Here is a 20,840-nt window from a genome sequence, read left to right as displayed (position 1 = left end):
TCCCCGGGCCACGGCGGAAGGGCGTCCCGCACGCCAGGTCGCCGGAATCGTCCAGGTGGGCCCCTGGGGAGGACCACCCTCCGCCTCACGGGCATATGCTCCCCCGGTCCACCACCGGGACGTGTCCCCGCCGCGGCGGGGCCCTCCGGGGGCGGGGACCGTGCCCTGGACATACTCGCCCAGGGGGTGTCAGGCAGAACTTGCGGGGAAAACAACTTGTCCCGGAGTCCGAGCAGTTGGCGCCCGCGTGTGGCAGGGTCTCCGGCGGGATCATCGGCGGCGGGGACCGGTGATGCGGCCTCGGGGGAGGGCACAGCATGGCGGCCATGGGGGAAGGTGGCCTGAAATCGGTTGGCAACCTCGTCACGGCGTTGAAGGAGTTCCGCTGTCTGACGGATCCGGATCTGCGCACGCTGTGTCTGGATCTGGTCGCCATGGAACTGGAGATGACCAGCGTTCCCGTGCGCGTCCACCGGGTGACCGACTACTTCCTGGTGGAACTGGCCCGCGAATGCCTGGAAAACGTGCGGATCATGCACGCGCTACGCGCGTCCCTCGCGGTGATGGCGGCGGCCGACGAGGACGCCATGATGCGGCTCGACTCGGTCATGGAGCAGATGACGGCCCGTCCGGCACTGCCCGAGACCGCCGCCGCGAAGCTGCGGTCGCTGCTGGAGGAGCTGGAGATCGAGCAGTTGGGCCAGTTGTGCCGGGCGGCAGCGGGCCCGTTGCAGGACATCCCCGCGGTCACCAGCCCCTGGCACGCCTTCGAGGTGCTGAGCCGGATGAACGCACAGCCGGGCGGGCTGCCGCCGGGCCTCGCCCTCGTGGAGTACCTCGCGGCGGCGGCGCGTCCGCTGGAGCGGGCCGACGCGCTGCGCGAATGGGCCGATGAGCAGGCCCGGGAGCTGGGCCTGACGCCACAGCTACGGTCGCTGCGGCAGCAGGTGGGGCATGCCGCCCCGGCCGGGCCGGTGGACGCCTATCTGGTGATCCGGCTGCTGCCGCAGGAGGAGGCCGGGTGCTACGAGCTCTCGTCCTGGCACCAGTACGACCCGTCCGGCTGGCATCCGGCCCGCGGCCCGGTCACCCAGGTCACCTCGGAGACCGCGGAACGGGCGGTCCAGACGCTGGTGTACGAGGCCGCCGAGGAGTGGGACGACGCCGGGGCGATCCATATCGAGTTCATGCTCGACACGGATGACCTGAATCTGCCGGTCCACCGCTGGCGTCTGGAACTCGACAGCGAGTCCCCCATCCCGCTGTACATGGGGGGCTATCCGGTGGTCGTACGGAGCCTGGAGCGCAGCCGGACCAAGCGCTGGCACCGCGACTGGAAGCAGCGCTGGAACGTCTTCGACCAGCAGCCCGAGCGCGCCAAGCAGCTCGTCGTGGACGGCGAGGGCCCGGACAGCCCGCGCTCCGGCGACACCACCGCCCTGCTCGCCCGGCTCAAGGCCGACCCCCAGGTGGTCGCCCTGATCCTGAGCGCGCCCCCCGGGGCCACCCCCGAGGGAAACTCGGAGGTGCTGACCGCCTGGCGGGCCGGGATCCCGGTGGTCGCCTGGGACGGCCGGACACCCCGTGACCCCGGCTTCGTCCAGCAACTGAGACAAAAACAGGCCGAGCCGAGCGGGAACCTGGCACGGCTCCGTGAAGCCATGACAGAGTTACGTCTGGACGCCCATACGAACGGCTCCGCAGAGGGGGAGCATCACCTCGGGCAATATGTGGTGCTCGTTTGGGACGACCCAACCCGACCGGTGGAACCTCTTGGGCGCATGACGGGGCCGGACGACGGGGTAGGTGGTCGATGAGCGACGGAGAGCCTGCGCGGCGGCACAACGGACGGGTCCAGCAGGACTCGGGTTCCGCTTCCGGTGCCCTGCCGTCCGGGATACCGCGCCCCTGGTGGATCTACCAGGGCACTGGGCGCCCGCTCCACGACGTAAGCCTGGAGGAGATCCTTCCGCCGCCGCCCCCGTGGCGCACCTTCGGCGGGGTCTCGGCCTGCCCGCCCGACGGCGACGGCCGGCCCGGCGCGTTATCCGATCGGGACGACACCCCGACCGAGCCCCCGGCGCCGCCGGAGGACGAGCAGGACACCGCCCGGCGGCTGGGCACGGCACCCCTGGGCGTGCGGTCCGACCCCGAGGAGGCCGATCTCGTCAACGCGGCGCTGATCCTCAGGCGTCCCCTTCTGGTGACGGGCCGCCCGGGCACCGGCAAGTCGACGCTGGCGTATCGCATCAGCCGGGAGCTGGGCCTGGGCCGGGTGCTGCGCTGGCCGATCACGACGCGTTCGACCCTGCGGGCCGGGCTTTACGGCTACGATGCCGTCGGCCGGGTGCATGCCGCCGCGGCCGGACAGGCGTCGGAGGGGGACACGCACGAACCCGGGCCGGAGGACATCGGCGACTTCCTCCAACTCGGGCCGCTGGGCACGGCGATGCTCCCGCACCGTCTGCCGCGCGTCCTGCTCATCGATGAATTCGACAAGAGCGATATCGATCTGCCCAATGATCTGCTCGACATCTTCGAGGCCGGCGAGTACTCCATTCCCGAGCTGGTGCGCGTCCGCCGACGCCGCCCGGCCGTATCGGTCCTCACCGACGATCCGGAGCGCAGTACCGTCATCGCCTCGGGGCGGGTGCGCTGCAGCGCCTTCCCCGTCGTCGTCATCACCAGCAACGGCGAGCGGGATTTCCCGCCCGCGTTCCTGCGGCGCTGTCTCCAGCTCCGGCTGCCCGAACCGGACGCGGACCGGCTCGCCGCGATCGTGGCCGCGCATCTGGGACGGGCCGACGATCCACGCGCCCGGGAGCTGATCCAGATGTTCCTCGAGCGCAGCGAGCGCGAAGGCGGCCTCGCCGCCGACCAGTTGCTCAACGCGGTGTATCTGGTGACGGCCCAGTCGCATGTACCGGGGCCCGAGTGGGAGGAGCTACTGCAGGCCGTCTGGCACCGGCTGGACAGTGCAGCAGGCTCGACATGACACATCACCCAGGCGGCCGGTCCGCCGGGCCCGCCCCCCGGGACCTCGACTGGCGCCAGTTGGCCGACGCCCTGTGGCTGGCGGTCTGCAAGGCCGAGACGGACCCCGGCCCCGGGCGGCCGGACCCCGGACCCCTCCCGGGGACACCGGAGGCGGACGCCCCGCCGCCCGGTGACGAGCCGTCCGACGAACCGCGGCAGGACCGCGAACGGGAGCGCCCCGCGGCCGAGTCCGAGGCCGGGCCCGCGGCCGCGGAGCCGTTGCTCCCCGTGGAGCTGCTCGGCGTCCCCGCACCGCCTGGAGACGCGGAGCCGGTGACCGTCGCGGAAGCCTTCGTGCCCGCGCGCCGGGCGTCCGTCTGCGAGCCGCCGCTGCCCGAGCGCGCCCTGTCCCGGGCGCTGCGGCCGCTCAAGCGCACCTCGCCCTCGCTGGTCGAGATGGAGATCGACGAGGAGGCCACGGCGGAGTGCGCGGCGCGCGAGGGGCTGTGGATGCCCGCGTGTGTGCCGGTGCGCGAGCGCTGGATGGACGCCGTTGTGGTGGTGGACTGCGGCAGTTCGATGGTGGTGTGGCGGCGGACGGCCGAGCATCTGGTCACCGTGCTGCGACGCACCGGCGCCTTCCGGGATGTGCGGGTGCACCGGCTGAACACCGACCATCCGTTACCCGAGGACCGGTCGCCGGTCGCCGGGATGCCGCCGCGCGGCAAGCGGACGGTGCTGGTGCTGACCGACGGCATCGGCGCGGCCTGGGCCGATGAGAGCGCCCAGCGCGCGCTGGCCCACTGGGCGCGGCACGCCTCGGTCGCCGTGCTGCATGTCCTGCACCAGGGCCGCTGGCGCCACACCGGTGTGGCGCCGGAGCGGGTGCGGGTGCGGGTCCCCGAACCGGGCGCCCCCAACGGCACCTGGCGGCGGGCGGACGGCGGTTCCTGGCCGGGCGGCGCACCACCGGTCCCGGTGCTGGAGCTGGACGCGCGGTGGATGGCCAACTGGGCGCGGCTGGTGACCCGCCCGTCGGCACGCGGCGAGGACACGATGGCGCTGCTGCCCGGGGCGCCGGCCGAGCGCTGGGAGCCCGAACCCGAACCGAGCGCCTGGGACCGCGTCTTCCGGTTCCGCGCCACCGCCTCGCCGAGCGCCTTCCGGCTGGCGTCCCGGCTGGCCGCCGCGCCGTTGAACATTCCCGTGATGGAGTTCGTGCAGGGGATCCACCAGCCGGAGGGCAGCCCCGGCGATCTGGCCGAAGTCCTCCTGGGCGGACTGCTGCGCAAGGTGGGGAGCGCCGACCCGCTGGACGAGACGGGCATCGGCTACGAGTTCCACGACGGGGTACGGGAACTGCTGCTGTCCGCCGGGATGCGGGACGAGTCGCTGTACATCCTCGGCAGCGTCCTCGACCGGCTCGGCCGCCGCTGGAAGCCGCTGCTGATGCTCCGCGATCTGCTCAACCACCCCTCCGGGTCGGTGCGCGACCTCCCCAAAACGGAGCGCCTGCTTCCATATATCCGCCTTCAGGAGCAGGTCTACCAAGCGCTTTCCGGTCCGTACCTGGAGGGCGCGCGCTCCTTTCGCGCCCTGGTCCTGGCCCATCAAGCGCTCGCCCGCTCGGGGGAAAGCCGATCCGATCCAGTTGAAGACGCATCACACAGGGGGAGATATGCGGTCTCCGAGGCGCTTGCCATGACTGACTCCACGACTCCCCGAACCGACCCGCTGGCCCAGGCCGACGATTCACCATCCCCGCCGGCGCACGGCACGCCGGGCTCGGCGGCGGAGCATCTGAGAGGAACATTCGTGTCCGTGACCGCTGCCCGGTCCCTGCCCGCTGTGGAGGAGCGCCAGGCCGGGGAACCCCCGTCCATCTGGGGAAATGTACCGCCCCGGAACAACAACTTCACCGGGCGGCAGACGTTGCTCGACACTCTCCACGAGCGGCTGAGGAGCGAGGGCACCGCCGCCGTGCTGCCCGAGGCCCTGCACGGGCTGGGCGGGGTGGGCAAGTCACAGATCGCACTGGAATACGTCCATCAGCATGCCGCGGACTACGACGCGGTGTGGTGGATCCCGGCGGAGCGCCCCGAGCAGATCCGCCAGGCGCTGGTGCAGCTCGCCGATCGGCTCGGACTGCGCGCGGGCATGGAGGCCAACACGGCCGTGCCGAGCGTTCTCGACGCCCTCCGCACCGGACGCCCGTGCCGCAACTGGCTCCTGGTCTTCGACAACGCCGAGGAACTGGAGACGGTGCGGCCGTTCTTCCCGGCGGGCGGGCCCGGCCGGATCCTGGTGACCTCGAGGAACGCACAGTGGTCGCGCGCCGCCCGCACCGTCGAAGTGGACGTCTTCGAGCGGGAGGAGAGCATCGAGCTGCTGCGCCGCCGGGGGCCGGAGCTGCCACGCGATCAGGCCGACCGGGTCGCCGACGCCCTGGGGGACCTTCCGCTGGCCATCGAGCAGGCGGCAGCCTGGCTCACCGAAACGGGTATGCCGGTCGACGAATACCTTCAGGTGTTCGAGGACGAGCGGGCCGATGTCTCCACCCGCCGTAACGAGTTGCTGGCGGCGGGTGTTCCGGTGGACTACCCCGAACCGGTCGCCGCCGCCTGGAACATGTCGCTGCGCCGACTGGCCGAAACCCATCCCGGTGCGCTCCAACTTCTGCAGATGTGCTCGTTCTTCGCGCCCGAGCCGATCTCCCGGCGGCTCTTCTCCGGCGTGCGCGGGGTCTCCCTCTCCCCCGAGCTGTCGGAGGTGCTGCAGGACCCCATCAAGCTCGGCCACGCGATCCGTGAGATCAACCGCTACGCCCTGATCAAAATCAATCACCGAAACAACACGATCGAAATGCACCGACTGGTGCAGGCCGTGCTGATCGGCCAGATGTCGACGCAGCAGCAGGCGGATATGCGCCACAGCGCCCATGTGCTGCTGGCCTTCGGCGATCCCAACGACGTCGCTCCCCCGAACTGGGGACGGTACGCCGACCTCCTCTCCCATGTCCGGGCGTCCCGCGCGATGGAGTGCGATGACAAATGGGTGCGGCAGATGGTGCGTAATCTGGTCCGCTTCCTCTATATCTGGGGGGACCACGAGGGTGCGCTCGAGCTCGGTACCCAGGTGCGCCGGGAATGGGTGGAGACGCTCGGCGAGGACAGTGCGGAGACGCTGGCCGTCTCCCGGACCCTGGGCCATGTCCTGACCGTGCTGGGGCACTTCAAGGAGGCCCGGGAACTCAACCGCCGGACGCTCGAGCTCCAGCGCGCCAAGGACGGCGACGACCACGAGAACACCCTGGTGACTCAGGGCGCGGTCGCCGTCGACACCCGCTACCAGGGCGACTACTCGCGCTACGTGGAGCTGGAGAAGGACCGCTGGACCAGAACTCTGCGGCTCTTCGGGGACGAGGACCCGTACTCCATCGGCGCGGCGAACGACTACGCCCTGGCACTGCGCGCGGTGGGGGACTACGAACGCGCCCGGCAACTGGAGGAGGGCGCCCGGCGCACCGCCGAACTGGTGCTCGGCGAGAACGCCCTGCTCACCATCCTGGTGGAGGCCAATCTCTCCATCGACATCCGCGAGGGCGGGGACTATCTGGCCGCCCGCGACATGCTGGAGCAGACCTGCGCCCGCGCCCGCCAATCGCTCCCGCAGAACGCGCCCATCGCGGTCTACGCCCTGCGCAACCTCGCCGTGGCGCGGCGTAAGGCGGGCGACCACGAGGGCGCCCTGGACCTCAGCCGGGAGGTGCTGGAGCGCTACCGGCTGCGCTACACCGAGCCCAACCTCCACATCACCATCACGGCCCTGGCCCTCTCGATGGATCTGCGGCAGACCGCCGATCTGGAGGGCGCCCGTGAGCTGGGCCGGAAATGCCTCGACGAGATGCACGTTCTGCTGGGGGAACGGCATCCGGCGACCCTGGGCGCGGCGACCGACCTCGCCGTGACGCTGCGGCTGCTGGGCGAGACGGACGAGGCGCTCGCGCTGAACAAGAAGACGCTGCCGGTGCTCGTCGAGCGGCTGGGAGCCGACCACCCCACGGCGCTGGCCTGTGCCATCAACATGGCCAGCGACCACTACACCCTCGCGGACTACCAGGAGGCCCGCGACCTGGACACCACGACCCTGGCGACCTGCCGGTCCCGGCTCGGTGAGGACCACCCCACCACCCTCGCGTGTGCGGTCAATCTGTCGGGGGATCTGCGCGCGCTGGGCGAGGGCAGGCAGGCGGAGGAGCTGCACCAGGACGCGCTCGGCCGGCTGCGCCGGGTGCTGACGGCCAACCACCCGACGACGGTCGCGGCGGCCCGTGGCATCCGGGCGGACTGCGATGTGGAGTCGCTCTCCATCTGAGCCGCCGTCCGCGGCTCCGTTCGCGGGGCCCGCGCCGCGCTCCGTTCACCCGGGTGTACGCATCCCGATCCACCACGCCAGAGCCACCGGATCGGGACCCGTGTCCGGCGCGGTGCGCAGTTCCCGGTGGACGGCCAGGGCCAGTTCGGGGTGGTTCAGCAGCGTCGTCCTGGCCACGCCGTCCGGCAGGCTGAGCGCGAGCCCCGCCCATGCCGCGATGTCGTCCGGGTCCGCTTGCAGGCGGGCCCGGTAGCCGCGCAGCGCGGCCGCGGGGTCCCCCGCGGCCCAGTCGAGGTCGGCCCGGTCAGGGGCGTCACCGCCCCCGGGCAGCCCCTCTCCCCGGTCCTCGCACAGCCGGGCGAACCGCGCCGGATCCCCGAGCCGGAGCCGGGCGAGCGCGGGGCGCGCCGATGCCTCGGGGCGGGTCGGCCGGACGGAGGTCCCGGGCAGCTCTTCGGGAGGGTCGGTCCCCTCCCGCCAGGCCCGTGCCCACCGGACGGTCGGCTCCGGGTCCGCCGACAGGTGGCGCATGCGGTGGACAAGACGGTGATCACGGATCAGATCCGACGCCAGGCGCTCCGGTACGGAGGGCACCCGCTGCGCCAGCCACAGCCTCAGGCGTTCCCCCAGCCGGTGGAGGAACTCCGCGCCCCGGGGCGTCAGTTCGGCGTGAGCGAGGAGTGTGCGCAAACCCGAGGCGGTCTGTGCCCGCCGCAGCGCGAACTCGAACGCGGCGCTGTCCCGAGCCGGTCCGGGCTCGGCGCGCCGCACCCGGTCCCACCAGAATCCGGTCACGCCCATGAACGCGTACACCCCCTGGAGGAGTCCGCGCAGCGGGCGCGGGTCCAGCCGCCAGGGCGCGTAGTGGATCTCCTCCAGGCCCCCTTCGATCAGGGGCACCAAATCCATCAGGGCGCTGAGTTTGATGTGCTGGGCCTCGTGCACCAGCGCGGCGGCGAGGGTCAGCGGGTCCGTGGCCCCGTTGAGCAGCACACAGCCGTACGCCTCCGGCGATGAGGCGCTGAACGGTTCGGGCCAGGCGGCGTACGGCACGGGCACGACGGAGGCCAGACAGGCGCCGATTCCCCGCGGGTCCACCTGGCGCTGCTCCGAAACCAGCCGCCACGCATTGTCGAATCGCCCCTGCCAGCCCTGCCACTCTTCGTCGTCGAGCCGTTCCGGGCCTCGGATCCGGAGAAAGTCGCGATAGGGATCGATGTCATCGACAAGGGGCGAGCAGACAATCCCCTGGTGTTCTCCGCGCAGTCGCCGCAGACCGTGCCAGCCAGGAGCGTCCTCGGATAAGTCGGCGGGCAGCGTCACTGAATGCGGGCCGGATAACACCGTCGCCTTCTTCCCGCTCATGACGACCTCGGCGACATCGGTCGTGTCCGGAATGCGGGCGAATCCCAGGGCCGGCAATATCACCCCGTCCTCGCGCACGGGAACGGCGCCGCGAAAGTCGATTCCGGCGAGAAGAGCGGCCGAGGCGGCTACGGCATACACATAACCCACCGCACTCCACAGCGGCTCGTCCCCCGATTCCAGACCGCGCAGCCTGCGCAAACAGCGGTTGAGCCACACACCGACGGGAGGGTGCAGCAGCAGCCTGTCCACGGCGGCCGGGGAGCGGTGCTCGGCCCGAATCAGCAGGTGCCAGGCGTCCCGGGGCGGGGGAAGAGGGCCGGGCAGGGCGGGGTGCGCGGAGGCGACGTCCACCAGGGCGCGCAACAGCAGCATGGCCCGGCTGCGCTGTCCCGACCTCAGTTCGGCCACGGCCGAGGGGCCGCCCGAACCCCGCGCCAACTCGGCGAAACACCCCGCCGATAAACGATGGTTGAGACCCCGCGTGACGGAGGACGTCATAGCCGCCTAACTCACGCAGCTGTCCGGCGACGCCGACGAGTTGCCGATCGTCGGCGGGCGCTGGACGATGTCGAGCAGCCGCTCCGTCACCGCGGAAACCCCTTCGTGCCGCTCAAGGTCTTCGAGTGTCGCCCCCGATAGGTCCAGTAGCTCCGTCTCGACCTCGGTCGCGACTCGTTCCATGACACGGTCCCCCTCCGGACGCTCCCTACCGGCTCATTTGCGGCATCCCTATGGTGGCCTACCCCCTATTGATTGCGAAAGGGTGAACACGGCCAGTCGGCGCCCGCCTTGTCAAGATTTTCGGACACGTCGGTGCGCCGGGGAACGCCCCGATATGCCGGTGTCATCCACCCGTTCCGGACCGCATCGCCTCGACCTCGAAGACACCTCCGCACGCCCGGAACGACCGCGCCGAGATCTTCATCGCGTCGAAGGAATCCGGCGGATAGACGCGAATCCGCGCGGCGGCGCCGCGGCACGGGGTGTCGGTCATGCCCTCGTTCAGCGTATGGAGGGCGGCGGAGGCGCTGCCGCCGGGCGGCAGGGTGATCGGGGAGTGCGTGGGGCCGCGCCGGGTGGCGGGGGCGCCGATCGCCGCGTCGGTGGAATCGAGCAGCGAGACACCGGGATATCCGGTGAGAGTGCAGGTTGTGGAGCCCTTGTTGGTGAACACCAGGGGCAGATACACATTGCCGGCGCCCACATCCACCCGGCCTGCCGCCAGCGTCAACTGCGTCTTGGAGCAGACGCGACGCGCACCGGACGCGGCGGGCTGCGAGGAGGACGCACGCGAGGAGGCGGAGTGCGCCGAGGGCGGAGGGGACTGCGCGGTATGCGAGGCGGGCCGCTCGTTCCGTGAGCCTTCGGATGTGTCGGCGGAGTCGACCGAAGGGGAGGAGGGTGGTGCGGCCGAGGAGGCGGAGGTGACGGACGAGGCGCGCTGTGCGGAGTCCCCGTCCCCGGTGTCGCTGCCGCAGGCGGTGACCGTGGCCAGCGCGCCGACGAGCAGCGCGCATAAGACCGGTGGCCGGAGCGAGCGGGACCGCGATGTCGTCGTACGCCGAGCAGCCGAGCCGTTGCGTTGACCCATGAGCGACCTCCCGAGGTCAGCCATCTGCCGGGGACCGGCCGCGAGGTCGGGTGCCCCGATGCCTCCTGTGCGTCCCCCTTCGGTCTACCTTCCCCGCCTGAAGGCTCTTATGTCCGGGCACATTGATCGCATCAGCGCGCCAATTCCTCACATGGGATTCTCTACCGCAAACATCAGAACGTCTTGTCCCAGCCAGAACCGTGGGATTACTGTTCGGCAGCCATCGCACTTGCCAACTGCCGTATCAGGACAGGAAGAAGGACTCCATGGCCGCTCGAGGACGCCATCGCCGGCCCCGCCCCCACCGTGTCTCCCGTGCCTCGCTCGCGATCACCGCGGGCGGCGCCGGGGTCGCCCTGCCGCTCATCGGCATCAGCCAGGCGAACGCCGCGTCAATCGCCACACCCACCTCGCCCGCCCCGGCCGTCACCACCGTCAAGACCGTCACGGCCGCGAAGGCGCAGCCGCTCCTCCTCGTCCCGAAGGCCGTGCCCGAGCCCCCGGCCAAGGCGCACCCTCAGCCCACCTCGTACACGGTCGTCCACGGTGACACCCTCTCCGCGATCGCGGACACGGAGAACGTGGCGGGCGGCTGGGAGCGGCTCTACGAGATCAACCGCCAGGTGATCGGCGCCGACCCGGATGTGATCCGCCCCGGCCAGCGGCTCACCCTCGGGAGCCACTGAACAGGCGGGCGCCTGTATACGGAAACGCGCGCACACGCACATGAGCGTCCGCCCGCGGTGGACCACCGCGGCGGACGGCCCTGCGCCTCAACAGGCCTCAACGGGCCTCAGATCAACAAATGTGCCTTGGAGTGGGTGACTTCCTCGATGTCGCCACCTGCCTTGCCGATCAGCCGGTGCGCCAGATTGGTCAGTGCCCGCGCCGCCGCGATCTCCTCGCCGACCCTGGGCTGTGACGGGTCCTCGGGGTTGCGGTTGGCACGGCCCTGAGCCAGCATCTCCGTGCCGTCGTGCATCCTCAGCCGGACGACCGCTTCGGTCAGCGGACCGATCTCACGGAATTCCATCTCAATGTCGCATCCCACGATCGTCTCCATCGCGATCACCTCCTGCGTCACCTTCCAGGATGCGCCTCACCCGTCTCTCCAGTCGACCGGGACAGCAACTCCACCACCTCGTCGTCCGCGGTCTGGGAGAAGTCCTCGTACCACTCCCCCACCGCCGCGAAGTCCGAGGGGGTGGAGAGGGCCACCACCTCGTCCGCGTCCTCGCGCAGCGTGGTGACCGCGTCCGGCGGCGCCACCGGCACGGCGAGGACCACCCGGGCGGCTCCCTGGACCCGTGCGACCCGGCAGGCGGCCTGGGCCGTGGCGCCGGTGGCGATGCCGTCGTCCACGACGATCACGGTCCGGCCCTCGACCGGGACCCGTGAGCGGCCCCGGCGGAACCGCCGCGCCTTGCGGGCCAGCTCCTCCCGCTCGGTCCGCTCCACCTCGGCGAGGTCCTCCTGGTCGGCCCGGCTCATCCGGACGATCGCCTCATGGACGACCCGGACATCGCCCTCGCCGATGGCGCCGAACCCCAGCTCCCGGTGGAAGGGGACGCCGAGCTTACGGACGATGATCACGTCCAGGGGCGCATGGAGCGTCCGGGCCACCTCGAAGGCCACCGGCACCCCGCCCCGCGGCAGCCCGAGCACGACCGGTTCGGCGTCACCCAAGGGGCGCAGCGCCTCGCCGAGGCGCCGCCCGGCGTCCACCCGGTCGGTGAAGATCATGGACTCACCCCCGCTGCTCAGGGCTCTTCTGCGATGCAGGCCGACGGTTACGAATCAAGCCGACGATCCGTCCGTCCGCAAACCGGCGGCTCCCGGCCGACGGCCAGGGCTCGCGAATGCCGCGGACTCCGGCACCCTGGAGGTATGGAGAACGCCACCGGCCCGGGCGAGTCCGGATACCCCGTCTTCGTCGAGTCATTCGACACCGACAGCCGCTACCGGCGGGTGCGGCTGCGCGGCCTGGGCTCCGAACCACTCGAACCGGAGGAGTTCGAGCCGCGCGTCCGGCAGGTCTTCCCCGATATCGACCTCGACGATCCGGCCCAGGTCCACTGGGAGGACCGGCCCGGGCAGTGGCCGCCCTGGCATCCGGGCGAGGCATGACCGTCCTGGTCGGCACCTCGGGATGGCAGTACCGGGACTGGCGCGGCGATCTCTACCCGGAGGGCTGTCCGCAGCGGTTGTGGCTAGAGGAGTACGCGCGCGCCTTCGACACGGTGGAGAACAACAACGCCTTCTACCGGCTGCCCTCGTACGACCAGTTCGCCACCTGGCGGAAGCGCCTTCCCGAGGGCTTTGTGATGGCGCTCAAGGCGAGCCGCTTCCTCACCCACGTCAAGCGGCTGCGTGATCCGGACGAGCCGGTGGCGCGGCTGATGTCCCATGCGGCCGGGCTCGGCGACCGGCTGGGCCCGGTGCTGCTGCAGCTGCCGCCCACCCTGCGGGCCGACGGCGAGCTGCTGGACCGCTGTCTGCGCTGCTTCCCCTCCGGGACGCGGGTGGCCGTCGAACCGCGGCACACCTCCTGGTGGACCGAGGAGATCCACGCGGTGCTGGAGGGCCGCGCGGCCGCGCTGTGCTGGGCCGACTCCGGCTCCCGCCCGGTCACCCCGCTGTGGCGGACCACCGGGTGGGGGTATGTGCGCTTCCACGGCGGCCTCGCCCGGCCGGCCCCGCACTACGGGCGCCAGGCGCTGGACACCTGGGCGCGGCGGATCCGGGACACCTGGCCGGCCGAGGCGCGGGTCTACGCGTACTTCAACAACGACACGGGCGGGGCGGCGGTGCACGACGCGGCCGTCTTCGCCCGCGCCGTCGCCCGCGCCGGCCGCCCGGTCAGCGCCGCCCCCGCGCGGTAGCGCCGCTGCCCGCCGGGCTCACTCCTTCACTGCCCCGCCCAGCATGCCCTCGATGAACCGGCGCTGCAGCGCCACGTAGACCACGACCACCGGCAGTGCGATGAGCACCGAGGCCGCCGCGAGGAGCGCCGCGTCGGAGCTGTGCCGGCCCTGGAAGAAGGCGAGGCCGAGGGGGACCGTGCGATGGGCCTCGTCGCTGACCATCACCAGGGCCATCAGGAACTCGTTCCAGGTCCACATGAAGGTGATCACGACCATGGTGGAGATCGCCGGGCGGCCCATCGGGACCAGGACGCGCCACAGCGTGGTCCAGGTGTTCGCCCCGTCGATCCGGGCCGCCTCGATCACGGACCGTGCGCTGCCGCGGAAGTACGTGCGCATCCAGAAGACCCCGAAGGCCAGGGACTGCGCGGTCTGCGGCAGGATCAACGCCCAATAGCCGTCGGTGAGTTCGGCGTAGCGCAGATCGAAGTAGAGCGGGACGACCAGCGCCTCCTGGGGCAGGGTCAGCCCGATCACGAAGAGATGGAAGAGCACCGTGGAGCCGGGGAAGCGCATCACCCCGAAGGCGTACGCGGCGAGGACGGCCAGCACGGTGGTGGCGGCCACCACGACCGCGGTGACCAGGACCGAGTTCCCCAGATAGGTGCCGAAGTGGCCACGGCTCCAGGCGTCGGCGAAGTTGCTCCAGTGCAGACCGCCCTTCGGCAGCGAGAAGCCGGTGTCCAGGGAGTTCTGCGAGCCGAAGGCCGTGGAGAGGATGCCGATCACGGGGGTGAGCGCGATGACGGTGAAGAGGGCGAGGATGCCGTAGGTGACGGTGCGTTCCAGGCGTGTCGTCATGCCCGCCGCCCTTCCACGAGCCGGGAGACCGTGACGGTCAGGACGAAGATCAGGACCGTGAGGGCCACGCCGACGGCGGCGGCCGAGCCGACCTGGTTGGTCTCGAAGGCCCGGTGGTAGACCTCGTAGGCGGGTACGGAGGTGGCGTTTCCGGGGCCGCCGCTGGTGGTGATGTAGATCAGGTCGAAGTTGCGCAGCCCCGCCACGATGGTCAGGGTCAGCGCCACCGCGATCTGTGGTCGCAGGCCGGGCAGGGTGACGGTGAGGAATTCGCGCAGCGGCCCGGCGCCGTCCATCCGCGCCGCCTCGTACAGCTCGCGTGGGATGCGCTGGGCCCCGGCGAGGAAGAGGACCATGCACAGCCCGGTGCCGACCCAGGTGCCGACGACGCCGATGGCGGGCAGCGCCCAGGTGTAGTCGCCGAGCCAGGGGCGGGCGAGACCGCCGAGGCCGACCTCGCGGAGGGCGTCGTTGAGCAGTCCGTCGGGGGCGAGGATCGACCGCCAGGCCACGCCGACCACGATCAGCGCCAGGACCTGCGGCAGGAACAGGACCGTACGGAAGAAGGTCATCCCCCGGATCCGGACCCGGGACATCAGAGCGGCCAGCAGCAGCCCGATGGCCACCGGCAGGGCCGCGTAGAAGACGAGCAGCAGCAGCGCGTGGAGGAAGGGGGCGCGCAGGCTCGCATCGCTGAACAGCGCGCGGTAGTTGTCGAATCCGGCGGGGGTGGCGACCGTCAGCCCGTCCCAGTGCACAAATGACAGCCACACCGACTGCCCGAAGGGGTAGAGCAGGAAGGCGGCGTACACGATCAGCGCGGGCAGGATGTACACATAGCCGATGGCGCGCGGCTCTCCGGGCGCCCGGCGGCGGTAGGCCCTGGTCAGAGCGGTGGCCTTCATCGGGTCCCCGCCGGTGCGGGGGTGGCCTTGTGCTGCTCGCGCTGCTTGGTCATGAAGGCGCCGTAGTCCTTCTGCAGGGTCGTGGCGAAGGTGTCCGGGGAGGTCTTGCGGCTGATCACGCCCTGGAGGGCGGCCGCGAGCGTGTCGTAGAAGCTGGGCGTGGAGTAGTCCAGGTACGGGACGAGTCCATCGGCGGCGCTCAGCCGCTTCCAGCCGGCGACCATCTGGCCGTCGGCGCTGTCCGGGCTCACCTGTTCCGCGGCCTTGCCCGGTACGGCGGGCAGCACTCCGTGCCGGGTCATGACGTCGGCGGCGTGCGCGTCGGTGAGGAAGTCCAGGTAGGCGGCGGCCACCTCGGGGTGGCGGGAGCGGGAGGTGATGGACCAGGCGAGGCCCTGGCCGCCGGTGGTGACGGGGTCGCCGCCGGCCTTGGCGGGCGGGGGCGGCATGATGCCCAGCTTGCCGCCCATGGACTTCTTGAGGTCGGCGAGCTGCCAGGTGCCGGTGAGCAGATACGCGCCGTCGCCGGAGGCGAACTTCTTGGCCGCGTCGTCGTAGCCGAGGCCGTTGGCGCCGCCCGGCAGATAGCCGCGCTTCATCCAGTCGGCGAGGGTCGCCGCGGCGTCCTTGGTGGCGGCGTTGTCGAAGCCGTCGCCGCGGCCGAGGACGGTGTCGCGGGCGTCGGCGGCGCCGAGCTGGTCGTGCAGCACCCCGAAGGTGTGGATGGCCGGGTACTTGTCGAGGTTCCCGAACTGGACCGGCAGCTCGCCGCGGTCCTTGAGCCGGGCCAGGCCGTCGGTGAACTCGCCCCAGGTGCGCGGGGGTCGGAGCCCGGCCCCCTTCAGCAGCTCCTTGTTGTAGTAGAGGCCGATGTACTCGCCGGTCTGGGAGATGCCGTAGAGCCGCCCCCTGCCGAAGTCGTTGCCGTCGGCGGAGACCCGGTTGAGGCCCAGCAGGGTGCCGGGGTAGCGGGTGTTCCAGTCGTAGATCCCGGCGTAGTTGTCGAGGGGGGCGAGCAGCCCGGCCCGGACGAAGGCCACCATGTCCGGGTAGCCCTGGTTGGCCTGGATGACATCGGGCGGATTGTTGCCGGAGACGGCCAGCTTCAGGGTGGTCCTCAGATCGGTGAAGCTCCGGGCGACCCGCTTGATCCGCACATTGGGGTACTTCTTCTCGAACTCCCGGTTCAGCTCCTGTATCTCGCCGTTGGTCCCGCCGCGTATCTCCTGGTCCCACACGGTCAGCGTGGTCTTTCCGGCCTTGGCCGGATCGGGTATCGCGGTGGCCGCGCCGGTCCCGGCACCGGCGGCCCCCGAGCCGTCGGTGCCGGGGACACATCCCGCGGCGAGCAGGACGACGCCGACGGCGAGCGCGGCCGGGACGGCTCTGCCGCGCGTGCGGCGCGCCCGGGTACGGGCGAGTTCCATGGGGTTCTCCTCGATGCGGTGGTCAGGAGCGTCAGGACCGTCGGGCACTGTCATGCACCCGGAAGCCGATGGTGGGCAGGGCCCGCAGCCGTGGGCAGTCGCGCACCCGGTCCGGGATCAGCTCGCCCAGGAAGGCGTAACGGCGGGCGAGTTCGGCCGCGTCCGCTGTGCCGTCGGCAGGCCGCAGCGCGCGGTTCCACCAGGCGGCCACTTCCGGCCAGCCGGGCGCGGCCAGGGAGCCGCCGAAGTGCTGGACGGAGAGGGCGGCGGTGAGGTTGGCGAAGGCGAGCCGGTAGGTGAGCGGCCAGCCCGCGAGCGTTCCGGTCATGAATCCGGCCACGAAGACATCGCCCGCCCCGGTCGGGTCCAGGGCGTCCACGGGCAGCCCGGGCACCTCGGCGCTCTCCCCGGTGAGCGAGTCGATGGCCACGGCGCCCTCGGCGCCCCGGGTGACGACCGCGATCGGCACCAGCTCCGCCAGGGCGCGCACCGCCCGCTCGGGGCTGTCGGTGCGGGTGTAGCGCTGGGCCTCGGCCGCGTTGGGCAGGAAGGCGTGGGCGTAGGGCAGATCGGGGAGCGCGGCGGGGTCCCAGCGGCCGGATTCGTCCCAGCCGACATCGGCGAAGATCTTGCTGCCCTGGGCGTGCGCCTGGCGCACCCAGTCCTCCTGGCGGCCCGGTTCGAAGGCGGTCACGCAGGCGCGGGAGCGGGGTGGCGCGCCCTGGACGGCGGGCGGCGGGGCCGGGTGCTCATGGGTGACCATGGTGCGCTCGCCCTCGTACGCCATGGAGACGGTGACCGGGGAGTGCCAGCCGGGGACGCGCCGGGAGTGGTTGAGGTCCACCCCCTCGCCGAGGGCGAGGCTCTCCCAGCAGTAGTCGCCGTAGACATCGGTGCCGAAGGCGGCGGCGAGCGTGGTGTGCAGTCCCAGCCGGGCCAGGGCGGTGGCCATGTTGGCGATGCCGCCGGGGCTCGATCCCATACCGCGCGCCCAGGACTCGGTGCCGCGGACGGGGGCGTGGTCGAGCCCGGTGAAGATGATGTCCAGGAACACGGTGCCGGTGAGGTACACGTCGTGCTCGGGGTCCGTGGCGGCGCGCAGCGCCGCGAGCGGGTCGATCGGCTGGATCGGATCGGGTGTTGCGGCCGTGGTGCTCACCGACGTGCCTTTCCTTGTGCGGCATGGCCTGTTCGCGCCGATGTGGCGTGAGCGACACCTTGCACCTCGGCCGTGTTGAATGCAAGAGGTCGATCACAGTCGCGCACACTCGCTCATCTGGAGTACGTTGCCACCATGCTGCGAGAGACCCGCCACGAGAAGCTGCTGAGCATCCTCGGCGAGGAGGGCGTGCTGCCCATCGGGGAGATCGCCACGCGTCTGGGCATCAGCGAGGCCACCGCCCGCCGGGACCTCACCGAACTGGGCCGGGCGGGCCGGCTCACCCGGGTCTACGGCGGCGCGGTGGCGGCACCCACCGAGGACGAGGAGCGCCCGTTCGGCGAGGTGGCGGTGGACGACCTGGCCGACAAGGAGGCCGTCGCCCGCGCCGCCGCGGAGCTGATCGCGGACGGCGATGTACTGCTGCTGGACATCGGCACCACCACCCTCCAGCTCGCCAAGCTGCTGCGCGGCCGTCCGGTCACCGTGGTGACCAGCAATCTCGCGGTCTACGACGAGCTGCGCGACGACCCGCAGGTGACCCTGATCCTGCTGGGCGGGCAGGTGCGCGCCAACTACCGCTCCCTGGTCGGCTTTCTCACCGAGTCCAACCTCCGCCAGCTTCGGGTCGGCCGGCTCTTCCTCGGTGCGAGCGGGGTCCTCCCCGACGGCAGCGTGCTGGACAGCACCCATGTGGAGGTGCCGGTCAAACGGGCCATGCTCGGCGCCACCCGGGAGGTGGTGCTGCTCGCCACCGCGGGGAAGTTCCCCGGTGACACCGGCCTCGCCCGGATCTGCGGACCGGAGCGGATCGACACCCTGATCACCAACAAGACATCCGACCCGGCGACGCTCGCCGTATTCCGCGAGGCCGATGTGGAGGTAGTGACCGTATGAGGCTGACTGTGCTGGGCGGCGGCGGGTTCCGTATGCCCCTGGTGTACCGGGCCCTGCTCGATGACACCGGGGACGAGGCCGGGCGCTGCACCGAGTTGGTGCTGTACGACACCGACTCCCGCCGGCTGGACGCGATCCGCGCGGTCCTGGCCGAACAGGCCGAGGGCCGCGCCACCGCCCCCGCGGTCCGGGCCACCACCGATCTGGACGAGGCGCTGCGCGGCGCCGACTTCGTCTTCTCGGCCATCCGCGTGGGCGGCCTGGAAGGCCGGGCGAACGACGAGCGGATTCCGCTCGGTGAAGGGGTGCTGGGGCAGGAGACCGTCGGTGCGGGCGGGGTGCTCTACGGGCTGCGCACGCTCCCGGTGGCGCTGCGGATCGCGGAGCGGATCGCCACCGTGGCCCCGGACGCGTGGGTCATCAACTTCACCAACCCGGCGGGCATGGTCACCGAGGCGATGCAGCGGGTGCTCGGCGACCGGGTGCTCGGCATCTGCGACTCCCCGGTCGGCCTGTGCCGCCGCGCCGCGCGGGCGGTCGGGGCCGACCCGGACCGGGCCGTCTACGACTATGTGGGCCTCAACCATCTGGGCTGGCTGCGCCGGGTGGTGGTGGACGGCCGGGACCGGCTGCCCCAGTTGCTCGGCGACACCGCCGCCCTGGAGTCGTTCGAGGAGGGCAAGCTCTTCGGCGCCGAGTGGCTGCGGGCGCTCGGCGCGCTGCCGAACGAGTATCTGCACTACTACTACTTCAACCGGGAGGCGGTGGCCTCGATCCGCCAATCCCCGGCCACCCGTGGGGAGTTCCTCCGCGACCAACAGGCCCGGTTCTACGAGACGGCGGGCTCCGGCGCGCCCGGGGCGCTCGGGGCGTGGGAGCGCACCCGGCTGGAGCGCGAGGCCACGTACATGGCCGAGAGCCGCGAGGCCACCGGCGGCTGGGAGCGCGACTCCTGCGATCTGGACGGCGGCGGCTACGACCGGATCGCGCTCGCCATCATGCGGGCCATCGCCCGCGATGAGCGCACCACGCTGATCCTCAACGTGCGCAACCGTACGGCCGTCCCCGGGCTGGACGAGGACGCCGTGGTGGAGGTGCCCTGCCTGGTGGACGCGGGCGGGGCGCGGCCGCTGGCGACCGGCGCGGTGGCGCCGGACCAGCTCGGGCTGATGCTGTCGCTCAAGGCCGTGGAGCGCTCGGCCATCGAGGCGGCCACGACCGAAGCGGGCAGCGATTCGGGCATCGCCCGCGGCGCGGCCCTGCGGGCCCTGGCACTTCACCCCTTGGTGGACTCGGTCAAGGTCGCGGGCCGGATTCTGGATGCCTCCGGGGCGCTCGCCCGCTCATAGCACATGTCCGTTCGGGCATTCCCCAGTATCTGGAGGCGCCCGGTCGGGCTCCGTTCACGCCCTCTTTCGGTAAACGGGCGAGAATCGGGCCCGCCGGGGGGATAATCAGGCATCCGGGTTCCTCACCGTCCGTTGCCTCATCCGTTCCGACCTGCTGAGATAACGGTTGTGAAACGGGCGCATACAGTCACGATCTCTGCGGTGCCAAGGCTGGCCACTCCTGTTGCACGCTTGTAAAACTGCCACGCAAGCCGAAAGAGAAGGCAGGAGGTGCGGCGTGGACGCCGAGGAACGCCGTCGGGAGATCCTCGACACGGCTCGCCGTGCCGGCGTCGTCGATGTGGGCAAGCTCGCCGCCGACCTCGGGGTGTCCAAGGAGACGGTGCGCCGCGATCTGCGGGTCCTGGAACAGCACGGACTGGTGCGGCGCACCCATGGCGGCGCCTACCCCGTGGAGAGCGCCGGTTTCGAGACCACCCTGGCCTTCCGCACCACCATGCATGTGCCGGAGAAGTCGCGGATCGCGACCGCGGCCGCCGATCTGCTGGGCGATGCCGAGACGGTCTTCGTCGACGAGGGATTCACCCCGCAACTGATCGCGGAGGCCCTGCCCCGGGACCGGCCGCTCACCGTGATCACCGCTTCCCTCACGACCGCCACCGGCCTCGCCACCCGTGACAACACCACCGTGCTGCTCCTCGGCGGCCGGGTACGCGGCGGCACGATGGCCACCGTCGACCACTGGGCGACGCATATGCTCTCGGGCTTCGTCATCGACCTGGCGTTCATCGGCGCCAACGGCATATCCCGCCAGTACGGCCTGACCACCCCGGATCCGGCGGTCAGCGAGGTCAAGGCGCAGGTGGTGCGGGTGTCCCGGCGGAAGATCTTCTCCGGGGTGCACACCAAATTCGGAGCCGTCAGCTTCTGCCGGTTCGCCGATGTCTCGGACTTCGAAACGATCGTGACCGACACCGGTCTACCGCTGACCGAGGCACATCGCTATTCGCTGCTGGGCCCCCAGATCGTCAGGGTCTGACGCCCTTCCTCCGCTGTTTTCACCTTCCCC

Annotated in this window: 18 protein-coding genes and 1 pseudogene; 10 read left to right on the top strand and 9 right to left on the bottom strand. The window is 71.4% G+C overall.

Translation table 11 applies throughout. The annotated features are described in order from the left end of the window. Positions 1-326: 326 nt before the first annotated feature. Genes STRVI_RS16855 through fxsT form a run of 3 tightly spaced genes read left to right on the top strand, consistent with a single transcriptional unit; the run spans position 327 to position 7,350 of the window. On the top strand, positions 327-1,817 hold the full coding sequence (locus tag STRVI_RS16855) for an effector-associated domain 2-containing protein (RefSeq protein WP_251982642.1): 1,491 nt from the start codon (positions 327-329) through the stop codon (positions 1,815-1,817). Beyond that, a complete protein-coding gene (locus tag STRVI_RS16850) occupies positions 1,814-2,995 on the top strand; it encodes an AAA family ATPase (protein ID WP_014056868.1) in 1,182 nt (393 codons plus the stop codon). The genes STRVI_RS16855 and STRVI_RS16850 overlap by 4 nt, the downstream gene beginning before the upstream one ends. After that, positions 2,992-7,350, top strand: a complete 4,359-nt coding sequence (gene fxsT / locus STRVI_RS16845) for an FxSxx-COOH system tetratricopeptide repeat protein (protein WP_014056867.1) — start codon at positions 2,992-2,994, stop codon at positions 7,348-7,350. The genes STRVI_RS16850 and fxsT overlap by 4 nt, the downstream gene beginning before the upstream one ends. Positions 7,351-7,395: 45 nt before the next feature. Here the strand turns inward: fxsT and STRVI_RS16840 are convergent, their stop codons facing one another. From STRVI_RS16840 to STRVI_RS54350, 3 genes are all read right to left on the bottom strand, one after another. Then, positions 7,396-9,126, bottom strand: coding sequence for an HEXXH motif domain-containing protein (locus STRVI_RS16840; RefSeq protein ID WP_251982641.1), 1,731 nt, complete (start codon positions 9,124-9,126; stop codon positions 7,396-7,398). Between the two features lie 96 nt (positions 9,127-9,222). Next, positions 9,223-9,399, bottom strand: a complete 177-nt coding sequence (locus tag STRVI_RS52700) for a hypothetical protein (RefSeq protein WP_014056865.1) — start codon at positions 9,397-9,399, stop codon at positions 9,223-9,225. 163 nt (positions 9,400-9,562) lie between these two features. Next, positions 9,563-9,949, bottom strand: coding sequence for a DUF4232 domain-containing protein (locus tag STRVI_RS54350; protein ID WP_251982640.1), 387 nt, complete (start codon positions 9,947-9,949; stop codon positions 9,563-9,565). A 7-nt stretch (positions 9,950-9,956) separates the two neighbouring features. Here STRVI_RS54350 and STRVI_RS54345 point away from each other — a divergent pair, with 7 nt between their 5' ends. Next, positions 9,957-10,304: a hypothetical protein gene (locus STRVI_RS54345; protein ID WP_251982639.1), complete on the top strand. Its 348-nt coding sequence runs from the start codon at positions 9,957-9,959 to the stop codon at positions 10,302-10,304. A 271-nt stretch (positions 10,305-10,575) separates the two neighbouring features. Then, the gene (locus STRVI_RS55545; protein ID WP_014056863.1) at positions 10,576-10,995 is read left to right on the top strand and encodes a LysM peptidoglycan-binding domain-containing protein; all 420 of its coding nucleotides are present in this window, start codon (positions 10,576-10,578) and stop codon (positions 10,993-10,995) included. Positions 10,996-11,102: 107 nt separating this feature from the next. On the opposite strand, the gene STRVI_RS16825 is transcribed toward STRVI_RS55545, so the two are convergent. Beyond that, positions 11,103-11,372: a DUF1876 domain-containing protein gene (locus STRVI_RS16825; RefSeq protein ID WP_014056862.1), complete on the bottom strand. Its 270-nt coding sequence runs from the start codon at positions 11,370-11,372 to the stop codon at positions 11,103-11,105. Between the two features lie 32 nt (positions 11,373-11,404). Next, positions 11,405-12,052: pseudogene (locus tag STRVI_RS16820) on the bottom strand (phosphoribosyltransferase); the annotation flags it as partial. A 144-nt stretch (positions 12,053-12,196) separates the two neighbouring features. Here STRVI_RS16820 and STRVI_RS16815 point away from each other — a divergent pair. Then, positions 12,197-12,436 (top strand): hypothetical protein, encoded by a 240-nt coding sequence (locus STRVI_RS16815; RefSeq protein WP_014056860.1) that lies wholly within the window; start codon positions 12,197-12,199, stop codon positions 12,434-12,436. Continuing rightward, a complete protein-coding gene (locus STRVI_RS16810; protein ID WP_014056859.1) occupies positions 12,433-13,191 on the top strand; it encodes a DUF72 domain-containing protein in 759 nt (252 codons plus the stop codon). Before STRVI_RS16815 ends, STRVI_RS16810 begins: the two co-directional genes overlap by 4 nt. 18 nt (positions 13,192-13,209) lie before the next feature. On the opposite strand, the gene STRVI_RS16805 is transcribed toward STRVI_RS16810, so the two are convergent. The 4 genes from STRVI_RS16805 to STRVI_RS16790 are packed head-to-tail and all read right to left on the bottom strand — an operon-like array spanning position 13,210 to position 17,525. Then, positions 13,210-14,034 carry a carbohydrate ABC transporter permease gene (locus STRVI_RS16805; protein ID WP_014056858.1) on the bottom strand — a complete coding sequence of 275 codons (825 nt, stop codon included), beginning with the start codon at positions 14,032-14,034 and terminating at the stop codon, positions 13,210-13,212. Continuing rightward, positions 14,031-14,939, bottom strand: a complete 909-nt coding sequence (locus tag STRVI_RS16800; protein WP_014056857.1) for a carbohydrate ABC transporter permease — start codon at positions 14,937-14,939, stop codon at positions 14,031-14,033. The genes STRVI_RS16805 and STRVI_RS16800 overlap by 4 nt, the downstream gene beginning before the upstream one ends. After that, positions 14,936-16,366, bottom strand: a complete 1,431-nt coding sequence (locus STRVI_RS16795; protein ID WP_014056856.1) for an extracellular solute-binding protein — start codon at positions 16,364-16,366, stop codon at positions 14,936-14,938. The genes STRVI_RS16800 and STRVI_RS16795 overlap by 4 nt, the downstream gene beginning before the upstream one ends. Positions 16,367-16,397: 31 nt before the next feature. Continuing rightward, the gene (locus tag STRVI_RS16790; RefSeq protein WP_014056855.1) at positions 16,398-17,525 is read right to left on the bottom strand and encodes a carbohydrate kinase family protein; all 1,128 of its coding nucleotides are present in this window, start codon (positions 17,523-17,525) and stop codon (positions 16,398-16,400) included. Between the two features lie 135 nt (positions 17,526-17,660). Here STRVI_RS16790 and STRVI_RS16785 point away from each other — a divergent pair, with 135 nt between their 5' ends. The 3 genes from STRVI_RS16785 (at position 17,661) to STRVI_RS16775 (ending at position 20,810) form a co-directional block, all read left to right on the top strand. Then, positions 17,661-18,422, top strand: a complete 762-nt coding sequence (locus tag STRVI_RS16785; protein ID WP_014056854.1) for a DeoR/GlpR family DNA-binding transcription regulator — start codon at positions 17,661-17,663, stop codon at positions 18,420-18,422. Then, positions 18,419-19,771, top strand: a complete 1,353-nt coding sequence (locus STRVI_RS16780; protein WP_014056853.1) for a 6-phospho-beta-glucosidase — start codon at positions 18,419-18,421, stop codon at positions 19,769-19,771. The genes STRVI_RS16785 and STRVI_RS16780 overlap by 4 nt, the downstream gene beginning before the upstream one ends. Before the next feature lie 277 nt (positions 19,772-20,048). After that, positions 20,049-20,810: a DeoR/GlpR family DNA-binding transcription regulator gene (locus STRVI_RS16775; RefSeq protein ID WP_014056852.1), complete on the top strand. Its 762-nt coding sequence runs from the start codon at positions 20,049-20,051 to the stop codon at positions 20,808-20,810. Positions 20,811-20,840: the final 30 nt, after the last annotated feature.

It is taken from the genome of Streptomyces violaceusniger Tu 4113 (assembly GCF_000147815.2).
Lineage (GTDB): Bacteria > Actinomycetota > Actinomycetes > Streptomycetales > Streptomycetaceae > Streptomyces > Streptomyces violaceusniger_A.
The sequence above is the reverse complement of the archived record's forward strand: the minus strand, read 5'-3'. Positions and strand labels throughout refer to the sequence as shown.